This window comes from Desulfotomaculum sp. OF05-3 (genome assembly GCF_003435535.1).
GTDB lineage: Bacteria > Bacillota > Clostridia > Lachnospirales > Lachnospiraceae > Pilosibacter > Pilosibacter fragilis.
This window is the reverse complement of record NZ_QWGO01000001.1, coordinates 272702-291185: the sequence shown is the minus strand read 5'-3', so window position 1 is coordinate 291185 and position 18484 is coordinate 272702. Positions and strand designations below refer to the sequence as shown.

At 50.3% G+C, this 18484-nt stretch carries 18 protein-coding genes; all 18 read left to right on the top strand.

The annotated features are described in order from the left end of the window. Window positions 1-93 precede the first annotated feature (93 nt). The 18 genes from mtaB to DXA87_RS01205 all read left to right on the top strand — a co-directional run bounded on the left by mtaB (window position 94) and on the right by DXA87_RS01205 (window position 18433). Complete coding sequence (gene mtaB / locus DXA87_RS01295) at window positions 94-1419, top strand: tRNA (N(6)-L-threonylcarbamoyladenosine(37)-C(2))-methylthiotransferase MtaB (RefSeq protein WP_117503038.1); 1326 nt, start codon at window positions 94-96, stop codon at window positions 1417-1419. Between the two features lie 199 nt (window positions 1420-1618). Then, complete coding sequence (locus DXA87_RS01290; protein WP_021905317.1) at window positions 1619-1882, top strand: IreB family regulatory phosphoprotein; 264 nt, start codon at window positions 1619-1621, stop codon at window positions 1880-1882. A 90-nt stretch (window positions 1883-1972) separates the two neighbouring features. Continuing rightward, window positions 1973-2407 carry a Holliday junction resolvase RuvX gene (gene ruvX, locus DXA87_RS01285; protein WP_117484173.1) on the top strand — a complete coding sequence of 145 codons (435 nt, stop codon included), beginning with the start codon at window positions 1973-1975 and terminating at the stop codon, window positions 2405-2407. 136 nt (window positions 2408-2543) lie between these two features. After that, window positions 2544-2813 (top strand): DUF1292 domain-containing protein, encoded by a 270-nt coding sequence (locus tag DXA87_RS01280; protein WP_015555009.1) that lies wholly within the window; start codon window positions 2544-2546, stop codon window positions 2811-2813. 213 nt (window positions 2814-3026) lie between these two features. Then, the gene (locus DXA87_RS01275; RefSeq protein WP_181968271.1) at window positions 3027-3512 is read left to right on the top strand and encodes a Fur family transcriptional regulator; all 486 of its coding nucleotides are present in this window, start codon (window positions 3027-3029) and stop codon (window positions 3510-3512) included. Next, the gene (locus DXA87_RS01270; protein ID WP_117470657.1) at window positions 3502-5169 is read left to right on the top strand and encodes a ribonuclease J; all 1668 of its coding nucleotides are present in this window, start codon (window positions 3502-3504) and stop codon (window positions 5167-5169) included. The genes DXA87_RS01275 and DXA87_RS01270 overlap by 11 nt, the downstream gene beginning before the upstream one ends. A 170-nt stretch (window positions 5170-5339) precedes the next feature. After that, window positions 5340-5744 (top strand): endolytic transglycosylase MltG, encoded by a 405-nt coding sequence (locus DXA87_RS01265; RefSeq protein WP_015555007.1) that lies wholly within the window; start codon window positions 5340-5342, stop codon window positions 5742-5744. After that, window positions 5741-6400, top strand: coding sequence for an O-methyltransferase (locus DXA87_RS01260; RefSeq protein ID WP_117470599.1), 660 nt, complete (start codon window positions 5741-5743; stop codon window positions 6398-6400). The genes DXA87_RS01265 and DXA87_RS01260 overlap by 4 nt, the downstream gene beginning before the upstream one ends. A 70-nt stretch (window positions 6401-6470) precedes the next feature. Next, entirely contained in the window at window positions 6471-7700 is a 1230-nt protein-coding gene (locus tag DXA87_RS01255) for a U32 family peptidase (RefSeq protein WP_117484172.1), read from the top strand. A 143-nt stretch (window positions 7701-7843) separates the two neighbouring features. Next, window positions 7844-8665, top strand: coding sequence for a YdcF family protein (locus tag DXA87_RS01250; RefSeq protein ID WP_242994033.1), 822 nt, complete (start codon window positions 7844-7846; stop codon window positions 8663-8665). A gap of 257 nt (window positions 8666-8922) precedes the next feature. Continuing rightward, window positions 8923-11856 (top strand): insulinase family protein, encoded by a 2934-nt coding sequence (locus tag DXA87_RS01240; RefSeq protein WP_199537893.1) that lies wholly within the window; start codon window positions 8923-8925, stop codon window positions 11854-11856. A 239-nt stretch (window positions 11857-12095) separates the two neighbouring features. Beyond that, a complete protein-coding gene (era, locus tag DXA87_RS01235; protein WP_117503036.1) occupies window positions 12096-12998 on the top strand; it encodes a GTPase Era in 903 nt (300 codons plus the stop codon). 3 nt (window positions 12999-13001) lie between these two features. After that, window positions 13002-13655 carry a DNA repair protein RecO gene (recO, locus tag DXA87_RS01230; protein ID WP_015555001.1) on the top strand — a complete coding sequence of 218 codons (654 nt, stop codon included), beginning with the start codon at window positions 13002-13004 and terminating at the stop codon, window positions 13653-13655. A 123-nt stretch (window positions 13656-13778) separates the two neighbouring features. Then, window positions 13779-14420 carry a hypothetical protein gene (locus DXA87_RS01225; protein ID WP_117503035.1) on the top strand — a complete coding sequence of 214 codons (642 nt, stop codon included), beginning with the start codon at window positions 13779-13781 and terminating at the stop codon, window positions 14418-14420. A 142-nt stretch (window positions 14421-14562) separates the two neighbouring features. Then, window positions 14563-15951: a glycine--tRNA ligase gene (locus tag DXA87_RS01220; RefSeq protein WP_117503034.1), complete on the top strand. Its 1389-nt coding sequence runs from the start codon at window positions 14563-14565 to the stop codon at window positions 15949-15951. Between the two features lie 144 nt (window positions 15952-16095). Continuing rightward, a complete protein-coding gene (locus DXA87_RS01215; protein WP_165860005.1) occupies window positions 16096-16683 on the top strand; it encodes a Maf family protein in 588 nt (195 codons plus the stop codon). Between the two features lie 16 nt (window positions 16684-16699). Next, window positions 16700-17674 carry a peptidylprolyl isomerase gene (locus DXA87_RS01210; protein ID WP_117503033.1) on the top strand — a complete coding sequence of 325 codons (975 nt, stop codon included), beginning with the start codon at window positions 16700-16702 and terminating at the stop codon, window positions 17672-17674. Between the two features lie 267 nt (window positions 17675-17941). Further along, window positions 17942-18433: a DUF5721 family protein gene (locus tag DXA87_RS01205; RefSeq protein WP_021905303.1), complete on the top strand. Its 492-nt coding sequence runs from the start codon at window positions 17942-17944 to the stop codon at window positions 18431-18433. The last annotated feature ends 51 nt before the right edge of the window (window positions 18434-18484 follow it).

The following is an 18484-nucleotide window of genomic DNA, read 5'->3' as shown; positions in this document are numbered from 1 at the left end:
AACAAGCTTTGCACATGATATGATTCTGAAATTTTGAGGACGGAAACATGGCATGGCAGAGAAATCACCCCAGTAATTACAAGGAGATTGAATATGAGAAAAGCAGCGCTGCATAATCTTGGCTGCAAAGTAAATGCATACGAAACGGAGGCCATGGAACAGCTTCTGGAGGCTGCAGGCTATGAGATCGTGAGCTTTGAGGAGAAAGCGGATGTCTATGTCATCAACACCTGTTCCGTGACAAATGTTGCAGATAAAAAATCCCGCCAGATGCTGCACCGCGCGAAGGCGAAGAATCCGGACGCGTTGGTAGTTGCGGCAGGATGCTATGTCCAGGCGGCGGCGGACAAACTGAGAGAGGATGCCGCTGTTGATCTGATCATCGGAAACAACCGCAAGGCGGACCTTGTCCCGCTTCTGGAGGCATGGTTTGCCGGAAAAGAGATCCGGGAGTCCATCACGGACCTTGCGGGATCCAACGAGTACGAGAAACTTCACATCAACAAACAGGCGGAGCACACCCGTGCATTCATCAAGGTTCAGGACGGCTGCAACCAGTTCTGCAGCTACTGCATCATTCCGTATACGAGAGGCCGCGTCAGAAGCCGCCGGCCGGAGGATGTGGAGGAGGAAGTAAAGATCCTGGCAGAGGAAGGTTACAAGGAGATCGTTCTCACCGGAATCCACCTGACCTCCTACGGCATCGATTTCAAGGATGAGGGAATCGACTTTCTGACACTGATTAAGAGACTTCATGAGATCGACGGAATCGAGCGGATCCGTTTTGGTTCCTTAGAGCCCCGTGTCATCACAGAAGAGTTCGCGTCGGAGCTTTCCAGGCTTCCGAAGATCTGTCCGCATTTCCACCTGTCCCTGCAGAGCGGATGCGACGATACCCTGAAGCGCATGAACCGCCATTACACCTGCGAGGAATATGCGGACCGCTGTGAGATCTTAAGAAAACACTTCAGGAATCCGGCGATCACGACGGATGTTATCGTCGGATTTCCGGCAGAGACGGATGCGGACTTTGAGACAACAAGGAGATTCCTCGAAAAAGTTCACTTCTACGAGATGCATGTGTTCCCGTATTCCAGACGTGCCGGAACCCGCGCGGACCGGATGCCTGACCAGGTGCCGGAGCCGGTGAAGAAAGAGCGCAGCGCCGTTCTCTTAAAACTCGAGAAGAAGATGTCCGGGGAGTACAGAAGCTCCTTTGTCGGAACAGGACAGGAGATCCTTCTGGAGGAACCGGTGACCATCAATGACGAGGTCTACATGACCGGATATACAAAGGAATATGTGAAGGCAGCGATCCGTCTCGACGGACGTGATCCGAAAACACTGAAAAATACGTTCGTTTCGGGCATTCTTGGAGATTTCCTGACAGAGGAGATTCTGCTTCTGAAGGAAAAATAAGTATTTTTGGCACCCAAAATGCCGTGAAACAGTGTTGAAAGTCCCGATTTTCTGGCTGAAAATGAAAAACAGCGTTAAATTGGGCGAGTAAGTTTTATATTGCACAAAATATGAAAGTAGAGTAGAATAAGGATAGCAACAAAAGGGGTGGCTTTGCGCGAAAAGCGCGGGACAGCCGTCGAAGGACGTGGGGATATTTATGGGCGATATCAGTAATACACAATATTTTAAAGCGGTACAGGAAGATAAAAAACTGGAGGTTGGTGAGGTCCTCCGTGAGGTTTACGAGGCGCTCACGGAAAAGGGATACAACCCGATCAACCAGATCGTCGGCTATATCATGTCTGGTGATCCGACCTACATTACAAGCTACAAGAGCGCAAGAAGCCTGATCATGAAGGTGGAACGTGATGAGATCCTGGAAGAACTGATGGAGAATTATATCGATACGAGACTCCGCTAGTTTCCGGGAAAGATAAGAAAGAATATGCAGACAGCCGGGAATCACCGGCTGGTTTTGCTATGAGGAAAAACAGATAGGATAATATACGTTATGAGAATACTCGGACTGGATTTCGGTTCAAAGACCGTGGGAGTCGCAGTCAGCGACGGACTTCTTCTGACGGCACAGGGTGTCGAGACCATCGAGCGCAAGGACGAGAATAAACTGCGCAAGACATGCGCCCGGATCGAGGAGCTGATCGCGGAGTACGAGATCACGGAGATCGTGCTGGGACTTCCGAAAAATATGAACAATACAGAAGGAGAGCGCGTCGAAAAGACGAAAGCTTTCGGAGAAATGCTGGAGCGCCGTACCGGACTTCCGGTGCATTACTGGGATGAACGTCTCACGACCGTTGCTGCGGAACAGATCCTGATGGAGAGCGGAGTGCGCCGCGAGAACAGAAAAGCGGTGATCGATAAAGTCGCTGCGGGGCTGATCTTACAGGGTTATCTGGACTGCCTGAAAACGAAGGAAAAAGAATAATACGAAACGATACCTGAGAACTTTTCGTTACTGTACATGTAACCGCTGCCGTGCATCCGGAAGAAGCTGCCGGTGGAAGGTTCTGTAAGTGAAGGTCTTGAAAAGTTACACATTTTTCAGAGACAGGAGAATATGTATGGAAGAGAGAAAAATCACATTGGTCGACGATGACCAGACACTGGAATTCTATGTTGTGGAGGAGACAAAATTAAACGGGGCAAACTATCTTCTTGTCACAGACGCGGAAGATGACGACGAGGAAGGCGACTGCTATATCTTAAAGGATATGTCCGGCGCAGACGAGTCTGATGCCCTCTATGAGTTCGTGGAAGATGAGGACGAGCTGGAAGGTCTCATGAAGATCTTCGCGGAGCTTCTTGACGACGTGGATCTCGAGAAACAGTAGAGCACGTACAAAAAGCAGAAAACAAACATTTAATACACAGATACAGACAAATAATCGTATTGACAGTCAGGAAACTTGCCCGTCTGGATGACGGGAAAAAGGCGGGCCTGGTGCTTGGAAAAGAAGCTGATCGAATGCAGGACCGGTTGCTGTCTGCGCAGAACGCTGGCAGCAGGAAGGTTTTCGGAGGACAGATGTTGGGGGACAATGAAAATGAACGACGAAACGGTAAAAGGACTGCTGCGCAAGGCAGGACTCAAAGTAACAAATCAGCGTATGATGGTACTTGATATTATTGCGTCCCATCCAGCGGAACATCTGACTGCGGAAGAAATTTATGATTTAGCGAAAGTAAACAGCCCGGAGATCGGACTGGCTACGATATACAGGACCGTACAGGTCCTTTTAGACCTGCATGTAATCGACAAAGTCACATTTGATGACGGTTTTACCCGGTATGAGCTGAACGGTGAAGAAAGCGCGTCGGGACACCGCCACCACCATGCCATCTGTACCGGCTGCGGAAAGGTGTATTCCCTGGAATCAGACCTTTTGGACAGTCTGGAAGAGGAGGTTATGGAGAAACTGGGCTTTCTCGTGACAAACCACGAGGTAAAGCTCTATGGACTTTGCAGTGAATGCAGGACGAAGAATGAAAATAAGAAAGAGGTTATGAATCGTGAAGAACGTGAAGAATGATACAGCAGACTGCAAAGTCAAAATTATCCCTCTCGGGGGACTGGAACAGATCGGAATGAACATGACAGCCATCGAGTACGGCGACAGCATCATCATTATGGACTGCGGACTTGCATTCCCCAGTGATGACATGCTTGGAATCGATCTTGTCATTCCGGATGTGACCTATCTAAAAGATAATTATGAGAAAGTAAAAGGATTCGTTATTACCCACGGTCATGAGGACCATATCGGAGCGCTTCCGTACGTGTTAAAAATGGTGAACGCGCCGGTCTATGCGACAAAGCTGACCATGGGCTTAATTGACCATAAACTCGAAGAGAACAACATGCTGCGCAGCGTAAAGCGCAAGGTCGTAAAGCACGGACAGTCCATCAATCTCGGCTGTTTCCGCGTAGAATTTATCAAGATGAACCACTCCATTGAGGACGCGGCTGCCCTTGCGGTATTCACACCTGCGGGAATCATCTTAAATACCGGTGATTTCAAGATCGACTACACTCCGGTATTCGGCGATGTGACAGACCTCCAGAGATTGGCAGAGCTCGGAAAGAAAGGTGTTCTTGCCCTTCTCTGCGACTCCACAAACGCGATTCGTCCTGGATTTACCATGTCCGAGAGAACCGTCGGAAAGACCTTTGATGCGATCTTTGCGGAGCATCAGCAGAACCGTATCATTGTTGCGACATTCGCTTCCAACGTGGACCGTGTCCAGCAGGTCATCAACTCCGCATGCAAGTACGGCAGAAAAGTCGTTGTGGAAGGCCGCAGCATGGTCAACGTCATCGGAACTGCCCAGGAGCTCGGATATATCAATATCCCGGATGGAACGCTCGTGGATATTGAACAGTTAAAGAATTATAAGGAGGAGGATACCGTCCTCATTACAACAGGAAGCCAGGGTGAGTCCATGGCAGCCCTTTCCAGAATGGCATCCTCCATGCACCGAAAGGTCTCCATCACTCCGCGCGATGTGGTCGTTTTAAGCTCCACACCGATTCCGGGAAATGAGAAGGCTGTTTCCAGAGTGATCAACGAGCTCTCTATGAAGGGCGCGAAGGTCATCTCTCAGGATACCCATGTATCCGGACACGCCTGCCAGGAGGAGATCAAGCTGATCTACGCGTTAGTACGCCCGAAATTTGCGATCCCGATCCACGGCGAATACCGCCACAGAATGGCACAGAAGGAGCTTGCGATCTCTCTTGGAATCCCGAAGGAGAATGTTGTGATGCTCCACACAGGAGACGTGCTTGAGATCGGTGAGAGCGGAGCGGACGTCATCGATCATGTACAGTCCGGCGGTGTTCTCGTTGACGGACTCGGCGTCGGAGATGTCGGAAACATTGTACTCCGCGATCGTCAGAATCTTGCCCAGAACGGCATCATCATCGTTGTCCTGACGCTGGAGAAGCATTCCAATATGCTGCTCTCCGGACCGGATATCGTATCCCGAGGATTTGTCTATGTGCGTGAATCCGAGGATCTGATGGAAGAGGCTCAGGCAATCGTGGATCAGGCTGTGGCAGACTGCTTAGAGCGTCACGTGTCTGATTGGGGCAAGATCAAGAACATCATCCGTGACAGCTTAAGCGACTTCTTATGGAAACGAATCAAGAGAAACCCGATGATCCTTCCGATCATCATGGAAGTTTAAATGAACCCAGTTAGCCGTGCACCGAGCTGGGCTGAAAATTGTGTTGCAAGCTTGCTTGCATAAGCAATTTTTGGCACAGCTCAGTATAGGGGGGAACGCCCCCGACTTCTTGTTTTCATGCACATGAAAACAAGAAGATACACGGCGGAGCTACCTGCAAGGGAAATGATATGAGCAAGATAACGAGAGAAATCAACAAAATCAGCCTGTTTGTCATCAGCACATCCGGAAGGATCATCCTGTACGGTCTCGCTGCGGTACTCATTGTTACGGGGGCGAGAAGCGCCTACTCCTTCGGACATGGGATCTTCTACGCGCCGGCAATGGAAGCAGAGCCTGGAACAGAAAAGAGTATCAAACTGGACGGGGATGAGTCGGTGGAAGAGGTCGGAAAGATCTTAAAGAAAGCCGGTCTGATCCGCGATGCCCGCACATTTACGATCCAGGCAAAATGCTATGGATATGAAGTGAACGCGGGAACCTACGAGTTAAACACCTCGAAGGATTCCAAGGAGCTGATCAATATTTTAAAGGAAAATCCGGACGATACCGCGAAGGAAGACACAAAATCATGATCACGGAGAACAGACTTACGACTTATATAAATTCCCTGGCCCAGGGAGACGGACCGCTTATTGAGACGATCGCTGAGAATGCTGTGAAGAACAGGGTTCCGATCATCCGCAGGGAGACAGCATCGCTCTTAAAGACGATGGTGACGCTGGTGGCTCCGAACAGGATCCTTGAAGTTGGAACTGCGGTCGGATACTCGGCACTTTTGATGGCATCGGTGATGCCAAAAGAGTGCCGGATCACGACCATTGAAAAATATGAAAAGAGGATCCCGGAGGCGAAGGAAAACTTCCGCCTTGCTGGGATGGAAGAAAAAATCACGCTGCTGGAGGGCGATGCCGGGGAAATCCTTGCGGGTCTTTCCGGCTCCTTTGATTTTATCTTCATGGACGCGGCAAAGGGCCAGTACATCAACTGGCTGCCGGATATCCTGCGCCTTCTGCGGGATGGCGGACTTTTAATGTCTGACAATGTCCTCCAGGACGGAACGATCATGGAATCGCGTTACGCGGTGGAGCGCCGTGACCGGACGATCCACGAGCGGATGCGGGAGTATTTATATACGTTAAAACATATGGATGAATTCGAGACTTCGATCCTGCCGGTGGGCGACGGGGTCGCGCTCAGTGTGAAAAAAGGAAGCGGTCCGGCAAAATAGAGGCGGACTTGTTTCATGCGGTCAGCGCAGCGGGTGTGCAGACCGGTTGAACATTTGGAAAGGATGAATTATGAGAAAAACAGAACTTCTGATTCCGGCAGGAAGCCTTGATGTCTTAAAGACAGCCGTTATCTACGGCGCTGATGCTGTATATCTCGGCGGTGAGGCATTCGGCCTCCGCGCCAAGGCGAAAAACTTTACGAACGAAGAGATCATGGAGGGCATCAAATTTGCCCATGACCACGGCGTAAAGGTGTATATCACAGCGAATATTCTCGCGCACAACGACGACCTTGCAGGTGTTGAGGAGTATTTTGAGGAGTTAAAGACGATCCGTCCGGACGCTCTCATTATCTCAGACCCGGGTGTTTTCACCATCGCAAAGCGGGTACTCCCGGATATAGAGATCCATATCAGCACCCAGGCGAACAATACAAACTATGGAACATATCTCTTCTGGCATGAGCTCGGCGCAAAGCGTGTGGTTTCCGCCAGAGAGTTATCTTTAAAGGAGATCAAGGAGATCCGGGAGCATATCCCGGAGGACATGGAGATCGAGAGCTTCATCCACGGCGCGATGTGCATTTCCTACTCCGGAAGATGCCTGCTCAGCAACTTCTTTACGGGCCGCGACGCGAACCAGGGTGCCTGTACCCATCCGTGCCGCTGGAAATACTCCGTTGTGGAGGAGACGAGACCGGGCGAGTATATGCCGGTATACGAGAATGAGCGAGGAACCTATATTTTCAACTCCAAGGATCTCTGCATGATCGAGCATGTGCCGGAGATGATCGACGCCGGAATCGACAGTTTTAAGATCGAAGGCCGCATGAAGACGGCGCTCTATGTGGCAACAGTTGCCAGGACCTACCGCAAAGCCATCGATGACTATCTGGAGAATCCGGAGAAATATAAAGCGAACATGGAGTGGTACAAGGAAGAGATCGGAAAGTGCACTTACCGTGAGTTTACCACAGGTTTTTACTTTGGAAAACCGACGTCCGAGACCCAGATCTACGACAGCAACACGTATGTAAAGAACTATATCTATCTCGGAACTGCGGAAGAGCGCGATGCGAGAGGATTCGCGAAGATCGAGCAGAAGAATAAGTTCTCCGTCGGTGAGACCATCGAGATCATGAAACCGGACGGAAGAAATATTTCCGCCCTCGTCCGCGGCATCTACACCGAGGAAGGCGAGAGCCAGGAGAGCGCACCGCATCCGAAACAGGTCCTCTACATCGACCTGGACGGGGAAGTGGAGCAGTACGATATTCTGCGAAAGAAAGAGGCAGAGTAAGAGATTACCGGGTGGCGATTCCCTGAGTAGAAATGTTCACAGCACACAGAGCTGGCTGGGATCCTGCGGGGCTGGAGGGAAACATTTTCAGAGTTGACAGAATTGCAGATAATAATGTGAAAGACTGGAAAGGAGGCATAATTGTGGCGGTAGTTTTTGGCATCCTTGGAATATTATGCCTCATTTATTACGGCGTGATCGTGATCTACTCCGGCGCGGGAACTTCGTTCTCGGCGATCTGGATCATACTGGCGCTGGGATTTTTTGCCGCGGCCGCGGTGATGAAGTTTTACCCGAGATTCCGCGACAAGATTCCGGTGCAGCTGGAAGTGGCGGTGATCACGTTTTTTTCAGCCATCGCCTTTATTTTTGTCGTGGTGGAACTCATGATGGGTTTCAGCGCTATCTCCTTCCAGAAGGAGAGTGTGAACTACGTGATCGTCCTCGGCGCCCAGGTGCGCGGAAACAAGATCAGCCGCACCCTGGAGCGGCGCCTGGATAAGGCGGTGGAGTACGCGGCCTATCATCCGAACACGGTGTTCGTTCTTTCCGGCGGACAGGGCGATGATGAGGATGTGACAGAGGCATCCGCTATGTACCGATATATGAAGAGCCGTGGGGTGCCGGATTACCAGCTCCTCTTAGAGGAATCGTCCCGCAGCACTTACGAAAATATGGTATACAGTAAGATTCTGATTACGGAAAGAGAACGTCTCCGCCGGGCAACGCTGCGCGCGGCCATGGCGGAATACGGTTACCTTCTTCCGCCGGATGAGGAAATCACGATCCGCGTGGGCATCCTCACCAGCAATTTCCACGAACTCCGGGCAAAAGGAATCGCAAGACACGTCGGAATCCCGAATGTCAGCGGAATTTCCGCGAAGTCGGATCCGGTGCTTTTTGCACATTTTTGTGTCAGAGAGTGTTTTGCGATATTAAAAGATAAATTTGTGGGAAATATGTAAATAAGGGCATCAAGGTCAGGAATCCGACGCAAGCTTGCCTGCAGGAGAGGGCATGACCTTGAGACCCGCCAAAAACATGAGTAAGCAGCCATTTTTTCGCAGAAAAAATGAGCGGATTACGAATGTTTTTGAGGGTGCTATGTGCCGGTGGCACATGATCAGCACCGACCGGAGCGGAGCGCAGACGTGGAAGCACGAAGTGCGGAGCGATCCGGTTACAACTATAGCCTAAAGCACAACAGAAAGGACATTCAGATATGGAGAGCCAGATTGAATCAGTCAAAGCCCTTGACGCGTACCGGCTTCGGCAGGTAAAACATATCCCGGAACTGAATTCCGACGGTATGATCTTAGAGCATAAAAAAACAGGCGCAAATATTTTCCTCATGAGCAACGAGGACAATAATAAAGTATTCTGCATCGGTTTCCGGACGCCGCCGTCAGACAGCACCGGCGTTCCGCATATCATCGAGCATACCGTGCTCTGCGGATCTGATAAATTCCCGGTGAAGGATCCATTTGTGGAGCTCGTCAAGGGATCCTTAAACACCTTTTTAAACGCCATGACTTACCCGGATAAGACCGTTTATCCGATCGCAAGCTGTAACGACACTGATTTCCAGAACCTCATGGACGTTTACATGGACGCGGTCTTCCACCCGAATATCGGAAAAGAGAAGAAAATCTTCATGCAGGAAGGCTGGCACTACGAGCTGGAAGATCCGGAAGGCGAGCTCACCTACAACGGCGTTGTATACAACGAGATGAAGGGCGTGTTCTCCTCCCCGGAGAGCGTCCTGGACAGCTATATCCATACGGCAATGTTCCCGGATACCTGCTACGGCGTGGAGTCCGGCGGAGATCCGGAAGACATTGTAAAGCTGACCTACGAGGATTACCTCGCGTTCTATCATAAATATTATCATCCGTCCAACAGCTATATCTACCTCTACGGCGATATGGACATGACGGAGAAATTAAGATGGCTGGATGAGGAGTACCTCGGAAAGTACGACAGAAAAGAGATCGATTCTGAGATCCAGATCCAGAAGAAATTCAAGGAACCCATCGAGAGGGAGATCTTCTACTCCGTATCCGAGTCCGAGAGCCTTGACCACGCGACCTACCTTTCCATCAATACCCAGGCGGGAAATGAACTCTCCCCGAAGGAGTATGTGGCATTCCAGATCCTGGAGTATGTGCTCTTAGATGCCCCGGGCGCGCCGCTTAAGAAAGCGCTTCTGGATGCCGGGATCGGCGATGACATCATGGGCGGCTACGAGTATGGGATCTTACAGCCGTATTTCTCCGTGATCGCGAAGAACGCGGAGAGAGAGCAGAAGGACGAGTTCGTAAAGATTGTAAAGGCGGAGTTAAAGAAGCTCGCGGACGGCGGCATCGACAAAAAGTGCCTGAAAGCCGGAATCAACAACTATGAATTCCAGTACCGCGAGGCGGATTATGGCTCCACGCCGAAGGGACTCATGTACGGTCTCCAGTGCCTGGACAGCTGGCTCTACGGCGGCGATCCGATGATGCACTTAGAGTATGAGGACACCTTCGCGGCGTTGAAGAAAGGCGCGGACAGCGGATATTTTGAGGGACTGATCAGGACATACCTTCTCGACAACCCGTACGAGGCTGTTGTGATCGCGAGCCCGAAGAAGAACCTCACCGCACGGATCGAGGAGCAGACGGCGAAAAAGTTAAAAGAATATAAGGACAGTCTCTCCAAAGAGGAGATCGAGACTCTGGTACGCCAGACGAAGGAATTAAAGGAATACCAGGATACCCCGTCACCGAAGGAAGATCTCGAGAAGATCCCGATGCTCACGAGAGAGGGGATCGGAAGGGAACCGGCGAAACTGATCTTCGAGGAGACGAAGCTGGACGGCATCACAGTGGTCCGCCACAACATGTTCACATCAGGGATCGGTTATCTGAAGGTCCTCTTCAACACGGACCGGATTCCGATGGAGGATCTGCCGTATCTCGGACTCTTAAAATCTGTCCTTGGATATGTGGATACGAAAAATTACAGCTACAGCGATTTAAGCAGCGAGATCTTTTTAAACAGCGGTGGAATTTCCTTCTCCGTGACATCTTACCCGGATCTCACAAAGGCAGGAAGCTTCACAGGTGTCTTTGTCTGCAGCGCGAGAGTGCTCTACGAGAAGCTTGACTTCGGCTTCGAGATCTTAGAGGAGATCATTAACCGCTCTGTTCTCGATGATGAGAAGCGGTTAAACGAGATCTTAAGCGAGGGAAAATCAAAGTCCCAGATGAAACTCATGGGATCCGGCCACACGGCGGCAGTCGCGAGAGCCACATCCTACTTCTCTGACACCTCCTACTATAACGATATGACAGGCGGGATTGGATACTTTAAGTTCCTGGAGGACTGTGCGAAGAACTTTGACGAGAAGAAGAGCGAGATCATCGCAGGTCTGAAGCGTGTGATGGAAGCTCTTTTTACAAGGGAGAACATGACCGTCAGCTACACGGCGGACGACGAGGGATTCTCTTACCTCGGGAATGCTATGAAGAAGCTCTCTGAGAAGCTTCCGGCGGGCAGCGGAAAAATCTATCCGTTTACGGCACCGAAGGAGAATTTAAACGAGGGATTTACTTCTTCCTCAAAGGTCAACTATGTGGCACACTGTGGAACCTTCGCGGGAAGCGGATATTCCTACACAGGCGCGCTTCGGATCCTGAAGGTGATGCTGAGCTACGATTACCTCTGGATCAACATCCGCGTGAAGGGCGGCGCTTACGGCTGTATGAGCGGCATTGGACGTTCCGGCGAGGGATATTTTGTCTCTTATCGCGATCCGGAAGTGAAGAAGAGCGATGATATCTATCTCGGCATTCCGGCTTATCTGGAGAACTTCGAGGCGGATGAGCGCACCATGACAAAATATGTCATCGGAACCATCAGCGATATCGACACACCGCTGACTCCGTCCTTACAGGGAAGCCGCGGACTCTCCGCATGGTATTCCGGAGTGACGGACGAGATGCTGAAGAAGGAGCGCGAGGAGATCTTAAACGCGACTGTGGAAGACATCCGCGCCCTTGCACCGATCACGAAGGCGATCCTTGAGACTGGCGCGGTATGCGTGGTCGGAAATGAGGATAAGATCAAGGCAGACAGCGAGATATTTAAGGAGATCAAGCCGCTGTTTGCATAATACCAAGGGAAAAAAGGCCGGAACTTCGACGCAGGCTTGCCTGCAGGAGAAGTTTTGACCTTTTGGCCCGCCAAAAGCATGAGTAAGTAGCCATTTTTCGAAGAAAAATGAGCGGATTACGAATGCTTTTGAAGGTGCTATGTGCCGGTGGCACATGTCCAGCACCGACCGGAGCGAAGCGTAGATGCGGGAGCAATTCGGTATGGGAGAGATACATATAAAAGAATTAAGGAGATTTCATGAAAAAGGGATATAAATCTGGTTTTGTGACATTGATCGGACGCCCGAACGTTGGTAAGTCCACGCTGATGAACCACCTGATCGGACAGAAGATCGCGATCACATCGGAAAAACCGCAGACCACGAGAAATAGGATCCAGACTGTGTATACAGATGAACACGGGCAGATTATCTTCCTCGATACACCGGGCATCCACAAGGCAAAAAACAAACTCGGCGAGTACATGGTGAATGTTGCGGAGCACACACTCCGCGAGGTGGATGTGATCCTGTGGCTCGTGGAGCCGGGGACCTACATCGGTTCCGGCGAGCAGCATATCTTAAAGGTGCTGCAGACGGTAAAGACGCCGGTGATCCTCGTCATCAACAAAATCGATACGGTGAAGAAAGAGGACATCTTAAAGACTATCGAGACCTATAAGGACGCGTACCACTTTAAAGAGGTGATCCCGGTATCCGCGATGAAGAAGACAAACACGGATACCCTGATTCACACGATCTTCCAGTATCTGCCGGAGGGACCGCAGTATTACGATGAGGACACTGTCACAGACCAGCCGATGCGCCAGATCGCCGCGGAGTTGATCCGCGAGAAGGCACTCCGCATGATGTCTGACGAGATCCCCCACGGAATCGCAGTCACCATCGAGCGCATGACAGAGCGTGACAATGGTATCTTTGACATTGATGCCACGATCATCTGCGAACGTGAGTCCCATAAGGGAATCGTCATCGGAAAAGGCGGCCAGATGTTAAAACGCATCGGTACCTCCGCCAGGATCGAGATCGAAAACCTTATGGACACGAAGGTCAACTTAAAGCTCTGGGTCAAGGTCCGCAAGGAATGGAGAGATTCCGAGCTCTACATGAAGAACTACGGTTATAATTCGAAAGACATTTAAGATATGAGAGAACAGGTGATTCTGACCGGGATGGTCATCAAATCCGCCCCGGCGGGCGAATACGACAGAAGACTTGTGATCCTGACCTGTGAACGGGGAAAGATCACGGCTTTCGCCAGAGGCGCAAGAAGACCGGGAAGCACGCTGATGGCGGCATCCGCGCCTTTTGTATTCGGCACGTTTGCCCTCTATGAGGGCCGGGATGCCTACTCTCTCGTCTCTGTGGATGTACAGAACTACTTCCGGGAGATCACGGAGGATATGGAGGCGGCGTGTTACGGCTCCTATTTTCTGGAGTTTGCGGACTACTACGGGAGAGAAAATCTGGAGGCAGTGGAGACCTTAAAGCTTCTCTATCAGTCCCTCAGGGCGCTCTTGAAAAGCGCGATCCCCAATCGCCTTGTGCGGGCAGTCTTTGAACTGAAACTCATGGAGATCAACGGTGAGTATATGGAAAAGCCTCTGGGAAGACTGGAAGATTCCACGATCTATACCTGGGAGTATGTCCTTGCGTCGCCGGTGGAAAAGCTCTATACCTTTACGGTCACAGAGAAAGTTCTGGAAGAATTTACGAAGTGCGTAGCGGAAAATAAGCGGCGATTCGTAGATAAAACCTTCCATTCACTTGACATTTTGGATGTTCTTGTATATAAATAGGGTAATCCTTAAAAATAGCGGACATCTGTGCGGCTTATTCGTACAGTCGGAGATACCGGAATATCCGTGCGTAACGATGAAGGTACTGGAGCGTTGCGGATTTTTAGGGATAAGGAGGAATTCATGAAAAAAGGACAGACGGCAGCAGCCATTCTCCTTCTTTCGCTTGCCTTAAACGGCTGCGGCGGAGGAAACGGAACGACCGCATTTGCCCCGACGGAGACCAGCCTTTATGTCACAAAGGAAGGAACCGTTACCAGCGCAGATGTGGAGACTTACGAGAATGATTACTACAGTGCTGATGAATTAAAAGCTTACGCAGAAGAAATGCTGGGCGTGTTTGAGAGTGGAAATCAGTCCGGAAGCAGCGAAAAAAAGGCTGAGATCGCGGAATGCACCGTGAAGGACGGAACCGCAAAGCTTCTCATCACATTTCCGGATGCGGAGGAATATCTTCGTTTCGCGGAGGAATATCCGGATACTGAGAGTGGGATCCGGATTGAGAGCCTGGATGTCGTTTCCGTTCCGGATGGGGTGGAAAAGGGCTATATCGTCGGATCCACGTTCTACAAGGCGGGAGACGAGAATACCGAGGTCTCCGCTGTGGATATAACAAAACAGAAAAAGCTCTATGTGGTATGTGTGAAGGGCAGCGCAAAGATCCAGACAGACGGACAGGTCCGGTATGTGTCTGAGGGTGTGACCCTTAACGGAAGTATGGCCGAGACACCGGAAGGTGAAACGTCCTATATTATATTCAAATAGTGAAAAACTGTTCAGCCGGTCTGCGCGTTTTCCTGCGCCGGCCGTAAGAAAACACTGTTTGAAGGGCTGGACAGTTACAATAGAAGAATTACTCTGCCGCGCAGACCAGCACGGACAGAAAGAGATCAAGAGGAGAGTCACAATGGAAAAGACAATGGAAAAAATTGTAGCACTTGCGAAATCCAGAGGCTTTGTATATCCGGGTTCCGAGATTTACGGAGGTCTTGCAAACACATGGGATTACGGAAATCTGGGTGTAGAGCTTAAGAATAACGTAAAGCGCGCATGGTGGAAGAAATTCATTCAGGAGAACCCGTACAACGTAGGTGTTGACTGCGCGATCTTAATGAACTCCCAGACATGGGTGGCATCCGGACATATCGGCGGTTTCTCCGATCCGTTAATGGACTGTAAGGCATGTAAAGAGCGTTTCCGTGCCGATAAGCTCATCGAGGACTACATGGCAGAGAAAGGCGTTGAGCCGGAGACTCCGATCGACGGCTGGAGCCAGGAGCAGATGAAGAAGTACATCGATGATAACCAGATCCCGTGTCCAAGCTGCGGAAAGCATGACTTTACTGATATCCGTCAGTTCAACTTAATGTTCAAGACATTCCAGGGCGTTACCGAGGATGCAAAGAACACGGTTTACTTGAGACCGGAGACAGCACAGGGTATCTTCGTAAACTTCAAGAACGTACAGAGAACATCCAGAAAGAAAGTTCCGTTCGGTATCGGACAGATCGGTAAGTCCTTCCGTAACGAGATTACACCGGGTAACTTCACATTCCGTACCAGAGAGTTCGAGCAGATGGAGTTAGAGTTCTTCTGCAAACCGGGTACAGACCTTGACTGGTTCGCATACTGGAAACAGTACTGTATCAAGTGGCTGCAGGATCTCGGCATCAAGCCGGACGAGATGCGCGCCCGCGACCATTCTCCGGAAGAGCTTTGCTTCTACAGTAAGGCAACCACAGACCTTGAGTTCTTATTCCCGTTCGGCTGGGGAGAGCTTTGGGGAATCGCAGACAGAACCGATTATGACCTGACGCAGCATCAGAATGTATCCGGTCAGGATATGTCTTACTTTGATGATGAAGTAAATGAGAAATACATTCCGTATGTAATCGAGCCGTCTCTTGGTGCAGACCGTGTGACACTTGCATTCCTCTGCTCCGCATACGACGAAGAAGAATTAGAGGGCGGAGATGTGCGTACCGTTATGCACTTCCATCCGGCGATTGCACCGGTGAAGGTTGGTATCCTTCCGTTATCCAAGAAGTTAAACGAGGGTGCAGAGAAGGTATATGCAGAGCTTTCCAAGTACTATAACTGTGAGTTCGATGACAGAGGAAATATCGGTAAACGTTATAGAAGACAGGATGAGATCGGTACGCCATTCTGCGTAACCTATGACTTTGATTCTGAGACAGACGGAGCTGTAACCGTTCGTGACAGAGATACCATGGAGCAGGTTCGTATCCCGATCGCAGAGTTAAAGAGCTATTTTGAGGAAAAATTAAGCTTCTAATTACTGGAAAAATCAGTGATTAGGACAGGATGAGGCGGCTGGATCTTATGTCAGACCGCCTCTTTCTTCTATAAAATAGAAAAATGCGATAGTTTGAGTATGAAACTGTCCGTGCAGGAAAGACATAAAGGAAAGAAAAACAAGATGGAAAAGAAGAGAATCATCCTGGCATCCGGTTCCCCAAGACGGAAAGAACTGCTTCTGCAGATCGGAATCGTCCCGGAGATCATCGTGAGCCACGTGGAGGAGAAGATCACATCGGATGAGCCCTCGGTGGTAGTTATGAGCCTTGCGGAGCAGAAAGCCGTTGATGTTGCGGAAGATATGCCGGAAGGCGCGGTAGTCTTAGGATCTGATACGGTCGTTGCGGCAGATGGAAAGATCCTCGGAAAACCGAAGAGCCATGAAGAGGCATATGAGATGATAAAAAGACTCGCGGGACGCAGCCATCAGGTCTATACGGGCGTGTGCATCGTGAAAAAAGGAACTGCGGGAGAGGAAGATACCGTTGTTTCTTTCTACGATGAGACGGACGTGAACGTGTCCACGATGACAGAGGCGGAGATCCGTGAGTACGCGGATTCCGAGGAGCCCATGGACAAGGCGGGATCTTATGCGGTCCAGGGATTTTTTGCGAGATATATTGAGGGATTAAAGGGATCCTACGCGAATGTGATGGGACTTCCGGTGCATTTAGTGTACCAGAAATTGAAAGAACTTGGCGCTGTGTAGAAGTGGAGACAGAAATATGGGAAAATGGAACCGATGGGGACGGACGCTTGCGGCGGTCGTCCTCGCGGCAGCAGTCGTCTGCGGATGCGGCGTGAAGGAAACGCTGCTTTCTGGCAGAAAAAGTGAAAGAGAGTACGGGAAAGCCGAGACCATGGTGATCTTCACCACGGAGCGGCTCCGTTATGAAGAATTATATACAGACAAGATCTGGGATACGGTGGTGGACGAGTCTGGAACTACCTTCGAGGAGACATTGCTGTCCCAGATCCATGATTTCTTAAAGGAATTAAAGACCATGAGCCGCATGGCGGACGAGGAAAAAGTCACGCTCTCCGGAAAAGAGCGGGAACTGGCAAAACAGGCAGCGGCTCAGTACATGAAAGAACTGAAAAACGCCGGGGAGAGTTCCGAAATCGACAAAGATGTGGTAGAATCTTTATATGAAGACTACTGGAAGACCGAAAAACTGGTGGAGACGCTGACGGGCAGCGTCAACCTGGAAGTCAGCGACAGCGAGGCGAAGGTCATCACCGTGGATGAGATCGTGCTCTCCGATAAGGACAAGGCGGATGAGGCGTTAAAGAAAGTCCAGATGGAAGGAACCGACTTTATGACCGTTGCAAAGGAGGTCTCCGAGGATCAGGAGATCGAGAAGAAAATCTCCAGAGGCTTGAGACCGGAGGCTTACGAAAAGGCTGCTTACGCCCTGGCCACAGGGGAGATCAGCGATGTGATCGAGGCGGATGGAAAATATTATATCCTGCGCTGCGTCAACGACTACGATGAAGCTGCCACAAAGGTCCGGAAGGAAGAGATGGTCCGGGAGAAGAGGAATGAGGTGTTTTACGAGACCTACTCGGAGTACGCGGCGAAGATCCATCTCGCGAAGGATGACAGCCTGTGGAAGAATCTCTCGATAACAGATGGAGAGAGGACATCGGCGGACTTTTTCGAGATATTTGAAACAATATGTAAAGGTACAGACAGTTAACAGCTTAAAAATATTCACCAGGTCCGCACAGCTGTAATGACATAAGAGTATATTTTAAGTTACTGTACACGGGTAGGAATTTTCTGAACTGAAAATTCCGTACAATACAGTGGTGGTAGTGGATTTTGCCGATTCGGAATGCGAAGCATCGGCAAAATCAGTTACTGTTTGCGCAAAGCGTGAACAGTAACTATTTTAAGCAGGACAGATATGGAACAGGTGAAAAGTTCCAGACATAATCAGGGAAATAACATGCGGAGGTAAATAATGGTTGCATTAAAGATCGAAGAGCAGAAAGCGTTTACGGCAGGGCTTTTCATCGGGGAGATCTTTGATAAATTTCTGGTGCGGGAAGCGGAGATCGTGACCTACAACCAGTTCACGATCGACGGAAAGGTCCGTCAGGGCTATTTTTCCGAAGAGGAACTGGAAGAAAACAGGATCGAAGAGTACTCTTCGTGGAAGACCTTAAAGCCGGTCTGCTACTCCTTAATCAAGGGAAAACGGCTTCCGGAGAGCTTCCGCATTGTATTTCAAATGCCCCCATCCGCCAGGGACCGGTTCGTGGCCGGGAAAGTTCCGGGAATCTATCCGGATCAGGTCGGCGGGCTTTACATCAATATCCAGTATGAGAACCACGAGATGATCTGCGTTACGGGGACGTCCATGAAGCAGTTTACCTTGGACAGGACGTTAGAGAACGAGTGGGATGAGAATGTAAAGAAGTTCTTAAAAAAGAACGGGGTAGTCTTTAGTTAGGCACCCGCCCCTGCGGGCAGCAGGGAACGGGATGAGAAACTTGGGGAAAGG

Excerpts from the sequence above, each read along its gene's own strand:
- mtaB (WP_117503038.1), top strand. The coding sequence starts at position 94 with ATGAGAAAAGCAGCGCTGCATAATCTTGGCTGCAAAGTAAATGCATAC.
- DXA87_RS01290 (WP_021905317.1), top strand. The coding sequence starts at position 1,619 with ATGGGCGATATCAGTAATACACAATATTTTAAAGCGGTACAGGAAGAT.
- ruvX (WP_117484173.1), top strand. The coding sequence starts at position 1,973 with ATGAGAATACTCGGACTGGATTTCGGTTCAAAGACCGTGGGAGTCGCA.
- DXA87_RS01280 (WP_015555009.1), top strand. The coding sequence starts at position 2,544 with ATGGAAGAGAGAAAAATCACATTGGTCGACGATGACCAGACACTGGAA.
- DXA87_RS01275 (WP_181968271.1), top strand. The coding sequence starts at position 3,027 with ATGAACGACGAAACGGTAAAAGGACTGCTGCGCAAGGCAGGACTCAAA.
- DXA87_RS01265 (WP_015555007.1), top strand. The coding sequence starts at position 5,340 with ATGAGCAAGATAACGAGAGAAATCAACAAAATCAGCCTGTTTGTCATC.
- DXA87_RS01260 (WP_117470599.1), top strand. The coding sequence starts at position 5,741 with ATGATCACGGAGAACAGACTTACGACTTATATAAATTCCCTGGCCCAG.
- DXA87_RS01255 (WP_117484172.1), top strand. The coding sequence starts at position 6,471 with ATGAGAAAAACAGAACTTCTGATTCCGGCAGGAAGCCTTGATGTCTTA.
- DXA87_RS01240 (WP_199537893.1), top strand. The coding sequence starts at position 8,923 with ATGGAGAGCCAGATTGAATCAGTCAAAGCCCTTGACGCGTACCGGCTT.
- era (WP_117503036.1), top strand. The coding sequence starts at position 12,096 with ATGAAAAAGGGATATAAATCTGGTTTTGTGACATTGATCGGACGCCCG.
- recO (WP_015555001.1), top strand. The coding sequence starts at position 13,002 with ATGAGAGAACAGGTGATTCTGACCGGGATGGTCATCAAATCCGCCCCG.
- DXA87_RS01225 (WP_117503035.1), top strand. The coding sequence starts at position 13,779 with ATGAAAAAAGGACAGACGGCAGCAGCCATTCTCCTTCTTTCGCTTGCC.
- DXA87_RS01220 (WP_117503034.1), top strand. The coding sequence starts at position 14,563 with ATGGAAAAGACAATGGAAAAAATTGTAGCACTTGCGAAATCCAGAGGC.
- DXA87_RS01215 (WP_165860005.1), top strand. The coding sequence starts at position 16,096 with ATGGAAAAGAAGAGAATCATCCTGGCATCCGGTTCCCCAAGACGGAAA.
- DXA87_RS01210 (WP_117503033.1), top strand. The coding sequence starts at position 16,700 with ATGGGAAAATGGAACCGATGGGGACGGACGCTTGCGGCGGTCGTCCTC.
- DXA87_RS01205 (WP_021905303.1), top strand. The coding sequence starts at position 17,942 with ATGGTTGCATTAAAGATCGAAGAGCAGAAAGCGTTTACGGCAGGGCTT.